Origin of the sequence: Actinosynnema sp. NPDC091369 (assembly GCF_044757065.1) — a bacterium.
Classification (GTDB): Bacteria; Actinomycetota; Actinomycetes; order Mycobacteriales; family Pseudonocardiaceae; genus Actinosynnema.
In genome coordinates this window covers 377,529-392,775 of the sequence record NZ_JBIVUG010000003.1, presented here as the reverse complement: position 1 = coordinate 392,775, position 15,247 = coordinate 377,529, and the positions used below count along the sequence as shown (strand labels likewise).

Below are 15,247 nucleotides of genomic sequence, written 5' to 3'. Positions count from 1 at the left end.
AGTCCCCGACCGGCCAGAGCGGTGCACGACGATCAGGCCACTACGCGCACGGTCGGGCTCGGCCGCGGGGACCGCACCTTGACCACGTCCGCCTTGTCACCGGTGGCGTTGTGGTGGTGCAGGACCAGCAGGCTGTCCGCGCCGTCGGCCGCGGCCGACTCGGCGTCGTGGTTGACGACCAGGGCGGTCGCCGGGCGGGCCTGGTAGGACAGCGCCGGGTCACCGCCGCCCTGCACCCACACGCCGGGCTTGAGCGGGTCGAACGACAGCGCGTCCGGGATCGAGTCGATCAGGCCGTTGGACGTGCCCGGTGCGACGTAGAACCCGGCCACGCCGACCTGGTAGGCGATCCGCGAGGTGTCCGCCGACGCGTCGATGCCGAGCGCCGACAGCAGCACCGGCAGCACCACCACGTTCGTGTCGAACACGTTCGTGTCGACGTCGCCGAACTGGCCGTTGACGCCCTGGAGGTCGACCGTGGCGCCGGTGCTCAGGTCCACCGTGGCCGCGACCAGCAGGTCGGTGTCGGTCAGCTTGGTCGCGTAGACCTCGTAGTCGAACGCGCCGTCACCGTTGGTGTCGATGTCGATGAACGGGATGGTGTTGCTGCCCAGGTTGTACCAGTTGCCCCAGGTCGCGATGCCGAACGCGAGCATCGCGTCCTGCGGGTTGCCCTGCGCCTTGGCCAGCGGAGCGGTCGAGGCCGCACCGACGTAGCGCAGGTCGCCGCCCTTGGCGGTGTTGTTCAGCACGCAGTTCGCGGTGACGTTGCGGCGGCAGTCGGGCAGCTGCGGCGAGGACGCCTGGAGCTCCAGCACGCTCACCAGGGACTGGTAGGCGCCCTGGTTGACGCCCCGGCCGGTCAGGTTCAGCACGCCCTGGCCCTTGCCGTTGACCCGCACGTTGCCCGCGACGTTGATGTCGGCGACCGGCTTCGGCGCGGAGTACACCGGCACCCGCAGGGCCACCGACGATCCGGACTTCGGCGTGAGCACGACCCGGCCCGACGCGTCGGCCAGGTACTGGCGCGGCACGTCGAGGTGGTTCGCCTCGACGGTCGGGTCGACCGTCTTGCGCAGCGCCGCCGGGTCGTCGATCTTCAGCGTCACGGCGACCCGCGCGATGCCGCGCGGGCTGAGCCGCACGGTGCTCGCGGACAGCTCGTAGCGCACGCCCGGGATCTGGGTCAGCGCCTCGTAGCCCACGGTGTAGTCCACCCACTTGGTGGACTTGTTGACCACCTTGATGGTCTTGGTGAGGCTGACCGGACCGGCCACCTCGACCGTGCCGAACGACGCGGACACCGCGCCCGGGTCGTCCTGCACGTAGGCGAGGACCTGGTTCTCGACCGCGGCCTTGCCGTCGACGCGGCCGGCGCCGACGCGGTTGGGCGCGTAGGTCTTGCCGTCGGCCTTCACGTCGTGGCCCGCGGTGTTCATGACCGCGGCCTTGACCTCTTCGGGCGTCCAGTCCGGGTGGACCTGGCGCACGAGCGCCGCGATGCCGGTGATGTGCGGCGCGGCCATCGAGGTGCCCGAGTTGACCATCGTCTTGTTGCCCGAGCCGACCAGCGCCGAGGCGATGGTGTCACCGGGCGCGGCCACGTCCGGCTTCACGACCGGGCCGCGCACGCCGCGCGAGGTGAACGAGCTCGGGGTGTCGCTGATCGACTGGTCGTAGGTGGGCAGCGAGGTGCGCAGGGAGCCCGCCTGGCGGACGGTCAGCGTGCCCGCGGCCAGCACCGGGCGCAGCGCGGCGGTGGCCGAGCCGGTCAGCTGGAACACCGGGATCGCGGCGTTGCCGGAGATGCCCGCGTTGAAGTGCTCCAGGTTCGAGGTGAACAGCGCGCCGACGGCGCCCGCGGCGGTGGCGTTGTTGGTCCGGCCGACCGAGCCGCAGCGACGCGTGGCGTCGTTGTCGTCCCACTCCAGCCACACCATCTTGCCCGCGACCGCGGCCTTGTCCGCCGCCGAGAACGGCAGGCAGCCGTCCTTGTTGGCCGCGTCGCTCATCGCCACGACCGGCGCGGTGAGCTCCAGGCCCTCGTAGTCGTACGCCACGCTGTACTGGCCGGGCTTCTTGCCGGCCGCACCGCCGGGCGCGGTGACCTCGACCGCGTCGCGCAGCACGTACGCGTCACGGGTGCTGGCCACGGTCAGCGACTCGGGGGTGCTGCCCGGCGAGCCGCCGATGTCGTACAGGTCGCCGCCGTTGCCCGCGGAGAACACGGTCAGCACGCCGGAGGCGTTGAGCTTGCGCACGAACAGGCTGTCCGGGTCGTCCGGGGCGCCGTAGTCCGAGCCGAGCGACAGGTTGACCACGTCGAGGTGGTCGGAGAAGTCGCCGTCGCCGTCGGGGTCGAGCGCCCAGTCCAGGGCCTGCGCGGTGACGTTGGTCGAGCCCTCGCAGCCGAACACCTTCAGCGCGTACAGCAGGGCCTTCGGCGCGGTGCCGGGGCCGATGCGCATCGCGTCCAGCGCCTCGGGGGTGAGCTTGGTGTAGTCGCCCTTGAAGGTGGAGCCGTCGGCGTTGACGCCGAAGCCCGCCGCGGTGCCGGCGACGTGCGAGCCGTGGCCGTTGCAGTCGAGCGGGTTCGGGTCCGGCTTCGGGGTGTTGATCGCCGGGTCGTCGCTCTCGCCGTCGTAGGCGTTGCCGACGAAGTCGTAGCCGCCGACCACCTTGGCGGTCGGGAAGTACGAGGCGTCGACCTGGGTCTCGTCGATCGCCTTGAACGCCTCGATGGTGCCGGGGCCCGCGAAGTCGCTGTGGGTGTAGTCGATGCCCGTGTCGATGATGCCGATGCGGGTGTCGTCACCGAGCTTGCCGTACTCCTGCCACGCCTTGAGCGTGTTGGTCAGCTGCACGGCGCTGGAGTTCTGGCGGGACTTCGGCACCACGGTGCGCACGGACTTCACGTCCGCGCGCTGGGCCAGCTCGCGCACCTTGGCGGCGTCGGCCTGGACGACCACGCCGGGCACGCCGTTGGCGGTCCGGAACAGCTCCTTGGTGGCGGAGTCCTTGCCCTTCAGCGCGCCCACGACCTGGTCGGTGATCCGACCGGCGTCGTTCTTGGTCGCCTTGGCGGCGTCCTTGGCCTGCTGCTTGGTCGCGCCCCGGCTGGTCTGCTCGGCGAACGTGTCGACGGCCGGCTTGGCCTCGAGCTCCACGAACGCGGTGACCCTGCCCTTGGCGGCCGACAACCGGTCGGACACCTTCAACTGCAACTTGCCCGCATCCAGCCCGCGCGCGTTCGCGACGGACGGTGCCAGTGGATCTTCCGCGGCCAGCGCGGTACCGGCGGTGGACCCGGCGACGAGTATCGCGGCCAGCACCGGTACGGCTGATCTGGCGACAACGCGAGATCGGCTCACAACGTGCCCCAAGCGAGGTCGTGTTCGACCGGGCAGGCAGCGTCGTCCAGTGGGGGAAGGGAACTGCCCGCGTGGTGCCGTGCCCTCTACGGCACCGGGTCAACCTCGTGGGTGGAACCTAATCGCTCGGTCGAGCTGATCAGTTAACCCAAACGAGTGATGGCAACCACAGTTTTGACGACTAACGGTTAACTGTGACACCGCCGAGACCTGCGGCGATATACAACAACAGGTCTCGGCGGCGTTACTCCGTTTCGGCGACCCTTCGGTCAGTCGAAGTTGACCGAGCGCACCGTGCGCGCGCCCACGGCCGCGCCGATCGGGTCGAGCACCGCGGTGTCCACCGGGCGGTCGACGCGCAGCAGCATGAACGCGTCCGCGCCGTCCTTGGTCTGGCTGATCTGGGCCGCCTCGACGTTCACGCCGGCCTCGCCGAGCAGCGTGCCGACGGTGCCCATCACGCCCGGCCGGTCCGGGTACTCCAGCAGCAGCACGTTGCCCTCGGCGCGCAGGTCGAAGCCCCGGCCGTTGATGCCGACCAGCTTCTCGACCTGGTCCAGGCCCGTGAGCGTGCCGGACACCGTGATGACCGCGCCGTCGGCCTGCACCGCGCGCACCGTGACCAGGCTGCGGTGGTTGGCGCTCTCCGGCTCCTTGGCCAGGTCGACGCCCACGCCGAGCGACGCCGCCAGCGCCGGGGCGTTGACGAAGGTGACCTGCTCCTCGACCACGCTGGAGAACACGCCGCGCAGCGCGGCCAGCGGCAGCACCGAGACGTCCTCGTTGGACAGCTCGCCGCGCACCTCGACGGTGACCGACGTCGGGGCCTTCGCGCTCAGCGCGGCGACCACCGTGCCCAGCTTCTGCACCAGCGGCAGGTACGGGCGGACCTCCTCGCCGACCACGCCGCCGCCCTGCACGTTCACCGCGTCCGGCACGAAGTCGCCCGCCAGCGCCAGCAGCACCGACTTGGCCACGTCCGTGCCCGCCCGGTCCTGCGCCTCGGTGGTCGACGCGCCCAGGTGCGGGGTCACCACGACGTTCGGCAGCCCGAACAGCGGGCTCTCGGTGGTGGGCTCGGTGGAGAACACGTCGATGCCCGCGCCGCCGACCTGGCCCTCCTTCACGGCCTCGGCCAGCGCCTCCTCGTCGACCAGGCCACCGCGGGCGGCGTTGACGATGATCACGCCGCGCTTGGCCTTGGCCAGCTGCGCGGCGCCGATCAGGCCCTTGGTCTCCGGGGTCTTCGGCAGGTGGATCGAGATGAAGTCGGCGCGCTCCAGCAGCTCCTCCAGCGTCACGAGCTCGATGCCGAGCTGCGCGGCGCGGGCGGCGCTGACGTAGGGGTCGTAGGCGATGAGCGTGGTGCCGAAGGCCGCGATGCGCGCGGCGAACAGCTGGCCGATCTTGCCCAGGCCGACCACGCCGACCGTCTTGCCCTGCACCTCGACGCCGTTGAACTTGCTGCGCTTCCACTCGTGGTTCTGGAGCGTGGCGTGCGCGGCCGGGATCTGGCGGGCGGTGGCCAGCAGCAGCGCGACCGCGTGCTCGGCGGCGCTGACGATGTTGGAGGTGGGCGCGTTGACCACCATCACGCCGCGCTCGGTGGCGGCGGGCACCTCGACGTTGTCGAGCCCGACGCCCGCGCGGGCGACGACCTTCAGCTTGGTGGTGGCCTTGAAGACCTCGGCGTCCACCTTGGTGGCGGAGCGGACCAGGAGGGCGTCGGCGTCGGCGACGGCTTCGAGCAGCGCGGGACGGTCGGTGCCGTCGACGTGGCGCACCTCGATGCCATCACCGAAGACGTCGAGAACGGACGGTGCGAGCTTCTCGGCGATGAGGACAACGGGCTTGGTCACGGACGTCGCTCCCGGTGGTGTGAACGGGTGGGGAGCGCGGGGCCGTCGAGCAGGTCGTCACCCGCGCCGGCCGGCCACGGCAATGTGTCCGGGTTGTTAACGAGCATAGTCAGCGCCCACCCGGCGCTCATCACCCGGGTGCCCCGTTTCACCTGCTGGAACCCGGTACGCGCGTCCTACATGGACCCGTTCGGGGGACCCTGGGCGTCGAACTCGGGGTACCCGGGCGTGGGACACGGGGGGCCTGGGCGTTCGACTCGCGCGAGTGAGCGGTCACCAGGGTTCGTCGAACTCGCCGTCCTTCACGCCGAGGATGAACGCCTCCCACTCGGCGGGGGTGAAGACCAGGACCGGGCCGTCCGGGTGGGCCGAGTTCCGCATCGCCGTGTACGTCACGCCGTCGGTGTGCTCGACGAACGCGATCTCGACGTGCTCCTCCTCGTCCTCCGCGCCTTCGTCGCTGCGGATCCACTCGGCTCCGCTGAGGTCGAGGTTGCCCCGGACGTGGGCCTTGTCGTCGTAGATGGGCGCGCTGTCGGTCATGGGGCCTAGGTATACCGGGGCCCGCGGTCGAAACCGCGGGCCCCGGTGAAAAAACCGCTGATCTTACGCCGTTTCGGTGATGGGGCGGTCGACCCAGGACATCAGGCCGCGCAGCTTCTTGCCGACCTCCTCGATCGGGTGCTGCTCGCCCTCCTGCTGCAACTTCTTGTAGTTGCCGCGGCCGGCGTCGTCCTCGTTCACCCACTCGGTGGCGAACGTGCCGTCCTGGATCTCGCCCAGGATCTTGCGCATCTCCTCCTTGACGGCGGGCGTCACCACGCGCGGGCCGCGGGTGAGGTCGCCGTACTCGGCGGTGTCGGAGATCGAGTAGCGCATGCGGGCGATGCCGCCCTCGTACATGAGGTCCACGATGAGCTTGAGCTCGTGCAGGCACTCGAAGTAGGCGACCTCGGGCGCGTAACCGGCCTCGGTCAGCACCTCGAAACCGGCCTGCACCAGCGCGGACGCGCCACCGCAGAGCACCGCCTGCTCACCGAACAGGTCGGTCTCGGTCTCCTCCTTGAACGTGGTCTTGATGACGCCCGCGCGCGTGCCGCCGATGCCCTTGGCGTAGGACAGCGCCAGCGCCTGCGCGGTGCCGGAGGCGTCCTGCTCGACCGCGATCAGCGCGGGCACGCCCTTGCCGTCCACGAACTGGCGGCGCACGAGGTGGCCGGGGCCCTTCGGCGCGACCATGGCGACATCCACATTGGACGGCACGGTGATCAGGCCGTAGCGGATGTTGAAGCCGTGGCCGAAGAAGACGGCGTCACCGTCGTTCAGGTTCGGCGCGATGTCGTTGGCGTAGATGTGCCGCTGAGCGGTGTCCGGCGCCAGGATCATGATCAGGTCGGCCTCGGCCGCCGCCTCGGCGTTGGACAGGACCCGCAGGCCCTCCTCCTCCGCCTTGGCCGCGGACTTCGAACCCTCGCGGAGGCCGATCCGGACGTCGACGCCGGAGTCGCGCAGGCTCAGCGCGTGCGCGTGGCCCTGGCTGCCGTAGCCGATGACCGCGACCTTGCGCCCCTGGATGATGCTCAGGTCGGCATCGTCGTCGTAGAAGATCTCGACGCTCACTGGTGGTACTTCCTTCCTCGGAACTGGAAAATCAGCGCACCGCGGTCGCGGTGATGGAGCGGGCGCCACGGCCGATGGCGACCATGCCGGACTGGACGATCTCGCGGAGCCCGTAGGGCTCCAGCATCCGCAGCAGCGCGTCGAGCTTCTCAGACGTGCCGGTGGCCTCGACGGTGACCGCCTCCGGCGAGACGTCGACGACCTTCGCGCGGAACAGCTGCACCGTCTCAAGCACCTGGCTGCGCACCGTGGCGTCGGCGCGCACCTTGACGAGCAGGAGTTGCCGCTGGACGGACGCGGCGGGCTCCAGCTCGACGATCTTGATGACGTTGATGAGCTTGTTGAGCTGCTTGGTCACCTGCTCCAGCGGCAGCTCCTCGACCGAGACGACGATGGTCATCCGGGAGATGTCCGGGTGCTCGGTGCGGCCGACGGCCAGCGACTCGATGTTGAAGCCGCGGCGCGAGAACAGGCCCGCCACACGCGCGAGGACACCGGGCTTGTCCTCGACCAGAACGCTCAGGGTGTGCCTAGTCATCTCGTCACTCGTCCTCGTCGAACAGCGGGCGGATGCCGCGCGCGGCCATGATCTCGCTGTTGCCGGTGCCGGCGGCCACCATGGGCCACACCTGGGCGTCCTTGCCGACCACGAAGTCGATGACGACCGGCCGGTCGTTGATCTCCATGGCCTGCTGGATCACCGCGTCGACCTCCTCGCGGGACTCCGCGCGCAGGCCCGCGCAGCCCATCGCCTCGGCGAGCAGCTTGAAGTCGGGGATGCGGTGCTTGTGCGTGCCCAGGTCGGTGCTGGAGTAGCGCTCGCCGTAGAACAGGGTCTGCCACTGGCGGACCATGCCCAGGTTGCCGTTGTTGATGACGGCGACCTTGATCGGGATGCCCTCGATGGCGCAGGTGGCCAGCTCCTGGTTGGTCATCTGGAAGCAGCCGTCGCCGTCGATCGCCCACACCTGGACGTCCGGCACGCCGGCCTTCGCACCCATCGCGGCGGGCACCGCGTAGCCCATCGTGCCCAGGCCGCCGGAGTTGATCCACGTGCGGGGGCGCTCGTACTTGACGAACTGCGCGGCCCACATCTGGTGCTGGCCGACGCCCGCGGTGAACAGGGTGTCCGGCGGGGTCAGCGCGCCGATCCGCTCGATCACGTACTGCGGGGACAGCGTGCCGTCCTCGGGCCAGTCGTAGCCCAGCGGGAACGTCTCGCGCAGCGCGTTGAGCTGCTCCCACCACGGCGTCAGGTCGACCGCGCGTGAGGTGTTCTCCTTCTCCGCGCGCACCGCCTCGACCAGCTCGCTGATGATCTCCTTGCAGTCGCCCACGATCGGCACGTCCGCGCGGCGGTTCTTGGAGATCTCCGCCGGGTCGATGTCGGCGTGCACGACCTGCGCGTCCGGCGCGAACGTGGACAGCTGGCCGGTGACCCGGTCGTCGAACCGCGCGCCCAGCGCGATCAGCAGGTCCGACTTCTGCATCGCGGCGACCGCCGAGACCGTGCCGTGCATGCCGGGCATGCCCAGGTGCAGCGGGTGCGAGTCGGGGAACGCGCCGCGCGCCATCAGCGTGGTCACCACCGGGATGCCGGTGGACTCGGCCAGCTCCAGCAGCTCCGCCGACGCCTCGGCCTTGATCACGCCGCCGCCGACGTAGAGGACGGGGCGACGGGCCGCGGCGATCAGCTTCGCGGCCTCGCGCACCTGCTTGCCGTGCGGCCGGGTCGTCGGCCGGTAACCGGGCAGGCGCAGCTCCGGCGGCCAGGAGTACGAGGTCATCTCCTGGAGCACGTCCTTGGGGATGTCCACCAGGACGGGGCCGGGTCGGCCGGTGGCGGCCAGGTGGAACGCCTCGGCGATCGCGCGCGGGATGTCCGCGGCGTCGGTGACGAGGAAGTTGTGCTTGGTGATCGGCATGGTGATGCCGCAGATGTCGGCTTCCTGGAACGCGTCGGTGCCGATCAGCGGGCGGGACTGCTGGCCGGTGATGGCGACCACCGGGACGGAGTCCATGTTGGCGTCCGCGAGCGGCGTGACGAGGTTCGTCGCGCCGGGACCCGAGGTCGCCATGCAGACGCCGACCTTGCCGGTGGCCTGCGCGTACCCGGTGGCGGCGTGGCCCGCGCCCTGCTCGTGGCGGACCAGGATGTGGCGGACCTTGGTGGAGTCGAGGAGGGGGTCGTAGGCAGGCAGGATCGTGCCGCCGGGAATGCCGAAGACCACTTCGCAGCCCACTGCCTCCAGCGAGCGGACGAGGGACTGGGCACCGGTCACGCGGATGGGAGCGCCGCTCGGCGGGGCCGGTTTCGGCCGCGGTCCAGGGCGGGGCGACGACGACTCTCCGGGAGCCGGTCGCGAGGTTGCGCTGGTCATCTGTCTGCCTCGTGGGTAAGGAGAATGCACGGTCCGGGCACGAAAAAACCCTCGCCAACCCGAACGGGTCGTACGAGGGTCGCGCGTCGACGCAAGCTCGAATGCCTAGGCGTCGACGCGCCTGGGAAGTACGAGAACGAGGTTGCGCTGCATGGCGCTGACGTTAACCGTCAAGCAGGTGGAGCGTCAACTGTGCGGGACGGCACTCCCGGATGGTGGAAGCCCCCACGTGCGTGGACGTGGGCCGGAGTCACCCGCTCGGACGAGGAGTGACAGCATCTGGGACCGTGCCGAAAGTCGTGTTCCGCATCCCCACCCCGGCCCTGTTCGCCGCCCTGGCCGCCGCCGTCTGCGCGACGCCCGTCGCCTGGGCCGCACCGGGCCTCCAGGCGCTCTACCTGCTGCCGGCGGCGTTCGCGTGGTGGGTGCTGCGCAACCGGACGACCGTGGACGGCGAGCGGATCGTGGCGCGGAGCACGTTCGGCGCGCGGACCGTGCCGTGGTCGGACGTGAAGGCGATCAAGGTGGTACCGAAGGGGTGGTTGTCGGCGGTGCTGACCGACGACTCGCTGGTCCGGCTGCCCGCCGTGCGCGCCGCCCACCTGCCGATGTTGTCGCAGGTCAGCGGTGGTCGCGTGGCCGATCCGACGGCGGTCGCGGCGGACGGGGAGCCGGAGGGCGAGCAGGCCGGGCCTGACCAGGACGAAACGCCGCCGCCCGTAGAGTCGCGGGAGTGAGTTCTCGCACACAGTGGGTGCCCGCGGTCAGCCTGGTGCTGTCGCTGGCGGGCCTCGCGGTCTCCGCCTACCTCACCGTCGCGCACTTCAACGCGGGCGCGCTGCTGTGCGCCGAGGGCGAGGTGATCGACTGCGGCACGGTGACCACCAGCGAGCAGTCGGAGCTGCTCGGCGTCCCGGTCGCGGTGCTCGGCCTCGCGTTCTTCGCGTTCCTGACCGTCGCGTGCCTGCCGTTCGCGTGGCGCAGCCCGGCGCTGCACTGGGCGCGGCTGGTGTCGGTCGGCGTCGGCGTGCTGTTCGTGGTGTACCTGGTGGCCGCCGAGTTCCTGCTGATCGGGAAGATCTGCCTGTGGTGCACGGCTGTGCACGTCATCACGCTCGCGCTGGCCGCCGTGCTGGTCACCGGGGCGTTGCGGCGGAGTAACCTCTGAGGCACCGCTCCGCCCTTCCCGCGCCCTCACCCCCGCGCGCGTCGTTCGCGATTCTCAGGCAAAGACTTCTGGAGGAGCCGTGCCACCGCTCCGTTCCCGCACCACCACCCACGGCCGCAACGCCGCGGGCGCACGCGCGCTGTGGCGCGCGACCGGCATGACCGACAGCGACTTCGGCAAGCCGATCGTGGCCATCGCCAACTCCTACACGCAGTTCGTGCCGGGTCACGTGCACCTGCGCGACCTCGGGGACATCGTGGCCGAGGCGGTCCGCGAGGCGGGCGGGGTGCCGCGCGAGTTCCACACCATCGCGGTGGACGACGGCATCGCCATGGGGCACGGCGGGATGCTCTACTCGCTGCCGTCGCGGGAGATCATCGCCGACTCGGTCGAGTACATGGTCAACGCGCACCAGGCGGACGCGATCGTGTGCATCTCCAACTGCGACAAGATCACGCCGGGCATGCTCAACGCGGCGATGCGGCTGAACATCCCGGTCGTGTTCGTCTCCGGCGGGCCGATGGAGGCGGGCAAGGCGGTCGTGGTGGACGGCGTCGCCGTCGCGCCGACCGACCTGATCACCGCGATCTCGGCGTCCGCCTCGCCGGAGGTGGACGAGGCCGGGTTGGCCGAGGTCGAGCGGTCGGCGTGCCCGACCTGCGGCTCGTGCTCGGGCATGTTCACCGCGAACTCGATGAACTGCCTCACCGAGGCGCTGGGCCTCGCGCTGCCGGGCAACGGCTCCACGCTGGCCACGCACGCCGCGCGCCGCGAGCTGTTCGCCGAGGCCGGCCGCACCGTCGTGGACCTGTGCAAGCGGTACTACGAGCAGGACGACGAGTCGGTGCTGCCGCGCTCGATCGCGAACCGCGAGGCGTTCGAGAACGCCATGGCGCTGGACATGGCGATGGGCGGCTCCACGAACACCGTGCTGCACGTCCTCGCCGCCGCCCAGGAGGGCGAGATCGACTTCACGCTGGCCGACATCGACGCGGTGAGCCGCCGGGTGCCGTGCCTGGCGAAGGTGTCGCCGAACTCGGACTACCACATGGAGGACGTGCACCGGGCCGGCGGCATCCCGGCGCTGCTGGGCGAGCTGTGGCGGGCCGGGCTGCTCAACGAGGACGTGCACACCGTGCACAGCCCGGACCTCGCGTCGTGGCTCGGCGAGTGGGACGTGCGCGCCGAGTCGCCGTCGCCGCGCGCGGTCGAGCTGTTCCACGCGGCACCGGGCGGTGTGCGCACGACCGAGGCGTTCTCCACGTCCAACCGGTGGTCGAAGCTGGACACGGACGCGGCGGGCGGCTGCATCCGCGACGTCGGGCACGCCTACACCAAGGACGGCGGGCTGGCCGTGCTGCGCGGCAACCTGGCCGAGCGCGGCGCGGTGATCAAGGCGGCGGGCGTCGACGAGGACCTGTGGCGCTTCGAGGGCCCGGCGCGGGTGGTCGAGTCCCAGGAGGAGGCCGTCTCGGCGATCCTGAAGAAGGAGATCCAGCCGGGTGACGTCCTCGTGGTCCGCTACGAGGGACCCGCGGGCGGGCCGGGCATGCAGGAGATGCTGCACCCGACCGCGTTCCTCAAGGGCGCGGGCCTGGGCAGGAAGTGCGCGCTGATCACCGACGGGCGGTTCTCCGGGGGCACGTCCGGGCTGTCCATCGGCCACGTCTCGCCGGAGGCGGCGGGCGGCGGCGTGATCGGCCTGGTCCAGGACGGCGACCGGATCCTGATCGACGTCCACGAGCGGCGGCTGGAACTGCTGGTCGACGAGACCGTGCTGGCCGAGCGGCGGGCGAAGATGGAGGCGTCGGAGCGGCCGTGGCAACCGGTCGACCGGGTCCGCCCGGTGACGGCGGCGCTGCGCGCTTACGCCCGGATGGCGACGGACGCGTCCACGGGCGCGGTGCGGGACGTGACCAAGTAGCAGCACGGCGCGAACCGGCCGGCGGCTGTCGTCGGCCGGTTTTCGCTGTTCAGGGGCTCAACCGACCACCCACGCCAGGGTCAGGGCGGCGAGGAGCACCGCCCAGCCGACCAGCGGTCCGACGACGGGGCGGCGCACCCTGCCGACGAGCACCCCGCCCACCACGAGCCCGGCCAGCAGCCCCACCGGCGGCAGGAGCGAGCGCGCGGTGAGGCCGAGGGGGAAGGCGATCAGGTAGACGACCGGCACCCCGACCACCACGAGCGCGAGCTGCGCACCCGCCGCCACGACCCGCTGGTTCACGTCACCGGAAGACGTACAGGGTGGCGGCCGTGGCGCCGGCGGCGATCACCAGGCACAGGAAGCCGGACAGCAGCGGGTGGCGGAACCAGCTCCGGTTGTAGTCGAGGGCGGCTCGGCCGGGGCCCGCGAACAGGGCCGCGAACGCCATCGCCGCGTACGCCACCTCCAGCTCGACGCCGTTGGGCGCGAAGAAGCCGCCCCGGTACTTCAGCGCGATGACGTTCGCCATCACGCCGAGCACGCCGGCCGCCGCCAGCGGCGTGAACAGGCCCAGGACCAGCAGCGCGCCACCGCCCAGCTCGGTCACGCCGGTCACCCAGGCCAGGATGCGCGCCTCGCGGAACCCGGCGTTCTGGAGGTACTGGGCGAACCCGTCGATGCCCGGCCCGCCGAACAGGCCGAACACCTTCTGGAGGCCGTGCACGACGAACGCGCCGCCCAGCGCCAGCCGCAGCACCAGCAGGCCGATGTCGGCGCTGGAGGTCCAGCCGAACGGCCTGCGGTCGTCGTCGTCCTCGAAGGCGTCGTGGTGCGAGGCGGGCTTGTCGTCCAGGTCCGCGATCGGCGTGTAGCCGGAGGTGTCGAACGCCGCGGTGTCCTTGCCGAACGCGCCGCCGTCGGTGGGCCGCGTGCCGTCGTCGAAGTGGTGAACTCCTCCGCCCGCGCCGCTCGTCGAGTAGAACCCGTCGTCGGAGTAGCCGCCCGATGTCCTCGAACGGTCGTCGTGAGTAGCCACGCACCCGCACGTTAGGAGGTTCGGACGACGTCCGCGAGCGTCCGTTCCGCCGCCTGGATTCACCCGAACGGGCTAATAATCACCCTGCACCAGGTTCCGGGGCTCCTCGCCGCGGGCGAACCGGGCGACCTCCGCCGCCACCACGGCGTACGCGCGCTCGGCGTGGCCCGTGCAGCTGCCGGCCACGTGCGGGGTGAGGAACAGGCCCGGCGCGGTCCACAGCGGGTGGTCCGACGGCAGCGGCTCCGGCTCGGTCACGTCCAGCGCCGCGCGCAGCCGCCCGGACGTCAGCTCGGCCAGCAGCGCGTCGGTGTCGACCACCGCGCCGCGCGCCGCGTTGACCAGGATCGCGCCGTCCTTCATCCGGGACAGGAACTTCGCGTCCACCATCCCGGTGGTCTCCTCGGTCAGCGGCACCACCACCAGGACCGCGTCGAACCCGCCGAGCAGCTCGGGCAGCTCGTCCACGCCGTGCACACCGGGCCGGGCCGTGCGGCCGACCAGGGTCGCGGTCGCGTCGAACGGCTCCAGCCTGCGCCGGAACTGCTCGCCCAGGTCGCCCGCGCCGACCACGAGGACCTTCTTGTCCTGCAACGTGTCCGTCAGGTGGTAGTCCCACCGGCGCTCCTGCCGGGCCCGCTCGAACACCGGGAAGTCGCGGTAGATCGCGAGCAGCGCGCCGATCGCCCACTCGGCCGTGCTGCCGCCGTGCGCGCCCCGGCAGGTCGACAGCTTCACCCCTTCGGGTACGACACCGATGAACCGCTCCGCGCCCGCCGACAGCAGCTGCACCAGCTCCAACGACGGCAGCTGCGCGAACACGTCGCGCGGGTCCGTGCCCAGCAGGAACTTCGGCACCAGGACCTGCGCGTCCGCCGCCTCGGCGGGCAGCGGCTGCCCCGGTTCGTAGCGGACGGCCCGCACACCCTCCACCTCGGACAGCACGCGGACGCCCAGCTCGTCGGGGACCAGAACGGTGAGGCTCACGGGTTCGCACGTTACGGCACACTGGCCGCCATGCGGGAGCACGACGTCTTCTCGGCCGACGGCACGCGGATCAGGTTGTGGCGCACCGACGCCGACGGGCCGGACGTGCTGCTCAGCCCGGGGCTCGGCGCCGTGCCCGAGCTGTGGCCGGACCTGCCGTCGGCCCGCGTGCACAGCTGGCACCACCGCGGCACGCTGGACTCCGACCGGCCCGCCGACCCGGCCCGCGTCGAGCCCGCCGACCACGTCGCCGACGCGCTGGCCGTGCTGGACGACGGCGGCGTGGAGCGGTGCGTGGTGGTGGGCTGGTCGATGGGCGTCACGGTGGCCGCCGAGCTGGCCGTGCGCCACCCCGACCGGGTCAGCGGGCTGATGCTGGTCACGGGCGCGCCGGGGGACGCTTTCGCGGGCGCGCTCGGCTTCCCCGGCGTGCCGGCGCCGGTGCGGCGGCTGATCGGCGTGGGCGGGGTGACGGCGTTGAAGGCGGCCGGGCCGCTGCTGGACGCCGTGCTGCACCGCCTGCCGGTGCCGGACGTCGGCGGGCTGCTCGGCTCGCTGCGCCGCTGCCTGCGGCACGACTGGAGCTGGTACTTCACGCTCGCGCTGGCCCTGGGCCGCGCGCCCCGGCTGGACCTGAGCGGCGTGACGTGCCCCACCACGGTGCTCGCGGGCCGGTACGACTTCCTGGCCCACGCGGACGACGTGCTCGGGCCGGTCGCGGCGCTGCCCCAGGCCAGGGTGCGGGTGCTGCCGAACACGCACTTCCTGCCGTTGGAGGACCCGGCGGTGGTGGTCGACGAGCTGGAGCTGCTGCTCGACCGCGCCGACGCCGTGCGCCGGGCCGTGCACGAGGACGTGGAAGGGCCGCTCACCTCGCGTTCACGGCCGCGCGCCTAAC

The 15,247-nt window shown here is 71.6% G+C and carries 13 protein-coding genes; 4 read left to right on the top strand and 9 right to left on the bottom strand.

The features are described 5' to 3' along the window. Positions 1 to 32: 32 nt before the first annotated feature. The 6 genes from ACIQMJ_RS14325 to ACIQMJ_RS14300 all read right to left on the bottom strand — a co-directional run bounded on the left by ACIQMJ_RS14325 (position 33) and on the right by ACIQMJ_RS14300 (position 9,231). Entirely contained in the window at positions 33 to 3,371 is a 3,339-nt protein-coding gene (locus ACIQMJ_RS14325; protein ID WP_499761419.1) for a S8 family peptidase, read from the bottom strand. A gap of 269 nt (positions 3,372 to 3,640) precedes the next feature. After that, on the bottom strand, positions 3,641 to 5,230 hold the full coding sequence (serA, locus tag ACIQMJ_RS14320; protein ID WP_499761418.1) for a phosphoglycerate dehydrogenase: 1,590 nt from the start codon (positions 5,228 to 5,230) through the stop codon (positions 3,641 to 3,643). A gap of 273 nt (positions 5,231 to 5,503) precedes the next feature. Further along, on the bottom strand, positions 5,504 to 5,773 hold the full coding sequence (locus ACIQMJ_RS14315; protein ID WP_073891637.1) for a DUF397 domain-containing protein: 270 nt from the start codon (positions 5,771 to 5,773) through the stop codon (positions 5,504 to 5,506). 63 nt (positions 5,774 to 5,836) lie between these two features. Continuing rightward, positions 5,837 to 6,850: a ketol-acid reductoisomerase gene (gene ilvC / locus ACIQMJ_RS14310; RefSeq protein ID WP_499761417.1), complete on the bottom strand. Its 1,014-nt coding sequence runs from the start codon at positions 6,848 to 6,850 to the stop codon at positions 5,837 to 5,839. A 31-nt stretch (positions 6,851 to 6,881) separates the two neighbouring features. Then, the gene (ilvN, locus tag ACIQMJ_RS14305) at positions 6,882 to 7,388 is read right to left on the bottom strand and encodes an acetolactate synthase small subunit (protein ID WP_077009444.1); all 507 of its coding nucleotides are present in this window, start codon (positions 7,386 to 7,388) and stop codon (positions 6,882 to 6,884) included. 4 nt (positions 7,389 to 7,392) lie between these two features. After that, on the bottom strand, positions 7,393 to 9,231 hold the full coding sequence (locus tag ACIQMJ_RS14300; protein WP_499761416.1) for an acetolactate synthase large subunit: 1,839 nt from the start codon (positions 9,229 to 9,231) through the stop codon (positions 7,393 to 7,395). Positions 9,232 to 9,518: 287 nt separating this feature from the next. On the opposite strand from ACIQMJ_RS14300, the gene ACIQMJ_RS14295 reads away from it, so the two are divergent. From ACIQMJ_RS14295 to ilvD, 3 genes are all read left to right on the top strand, one after another. Then, a complete protein-coding gene (locus ACIQMJ_RS14295; protein WP_499761415.1) occupies positions 9,519 to 9,968 on the top strand; it encodes a PH domain-containing protein in 450 nt (149 codons plus the stop codon). Beyond that, the gene (locus tag ACIQMJ_RS14290; RefSeq protein WP_499761414.1) at positions 9,965 to 10,399 is read left to right on the top strand and encodes a vitamin K epoxide reductase family protein; all 435 of its coding nucleotides are present in this window, start codon (positions 9,965 to 9,967) and stop codon (positions 10,397 to 10,399) included. Before ACIQMJ_RS14295 ends, ACIQMJ_RS14290 begins: the two co-directional genes overlap by 4 nt. A gap of 79 nt (positions 10,400 to 10,478) precedes the next feature. Next, a complete protein-coding gene (gene ilvD / locus ACIQMJ_RS14285) occupies positions 10,479 to 12,323 on the top strand; it encodes a dihydroxy-acid dehydratase (protein ID WP_499761413.1) in 1,845 nt (614 codons plus the stop codon). Positions 12,324 to 12,380: 57 nt separating this feature from the next. On the opposite strand, the gene ACIQMJ_RS14280 is transcribed toward ilvD, so the two are convergent. The 3 genes from ACIQMJ_RS14280 to ACIQMJ_RS14270 all read right to left on the bottom strand — a co-directional run bounded on the left by ACIQMJ_RS14280 (position 12,381) and on the right by ACIQMJ_RS14270 (position 14,349). Continuing rightward, positions 12,381 to 12,626, bottom strand: coding sequence for a hypothetical protein (locus ACIQMJ_RS14280; protein WP_499761412.1), 246 nt, complete (start codon positions 12,624 to 12,626; stop codon positions 12,381 to 12,383). A gap of 1 nt (position 12,627) precedes the next feature. After that, on the bottom strand, positions 12,628 to 13,362 hold the full coding sequence (locus tag ACIQMJ_RS14275) for a DoxX family protein (protein WP_499761411.1): 735 nt from the start codon (positions 13,360 to 13,362) through the stop codon (positions 12,628 to 12,630). Between the two features lie 72 nt (positions 13,363 to 13,434). Further along, positions 13,435 to 14,349 (bottom strand): 2-hydroxyacid dehydrogenase, encoded by a 915-nt coding sequence (locus ACIQMJ_RS14270; RefSeq protein ID WP_499761410.1) that lies wholly within the window; start codon positions 14,347 to 14,349, stop codon positions 13,435 to 13,437. Between the two features lie 30 nt (positions 14,350 to 14,379). Here ACIQMJ_RS14270 and ACIQMJ_RS14265 point away from each other — a divergent pair, with 30 nt between their 5' ends. Beyond that, positions 14,380 to 15,246: an alpha/beta fold hydrolase gene (locus ACIQMJ_RS14265; protein WP_499761409.1), complete on the top strand. Its 867-nt coding sequence runs from the start codon at positions 14,380 to 14,382 to the stop codon at positions 15,244 to 15,246. Position 15,247: the final 1 nt, after the last annotated feature.

Coding starts and splice junctions, on each gene's coding strand:
- ilvN (WP_077009444.1), bottom strand. CDS start 7,388: ATGACTAGGCACACCCTGAGCGTTCTGGTCGAGGACAAGCCCGGTGTC.
- ACIQMJ_RS14265 (WP_499761409.1), top strand. CDS start 14,380: ATGCGGGAGCACGACGTCTTCTCGGCCGACGGCACGCGGATCAGGTTG.
- ACIQMJ_RS14300 (WP_499761416.1), bottom strand. CDS start 9,231: ATGACCAGCGCAACCTCGCGACCGGCTCCCGGAGAGTCGTCGTCGCCC.
- ACIQMJ_RS14315 (WP_073891637.1), bottom strand. CDS start 5,773: ATGACCGACAGCGCGCCCATCTACGACGACAAGGCCCACGTCCGGGGC.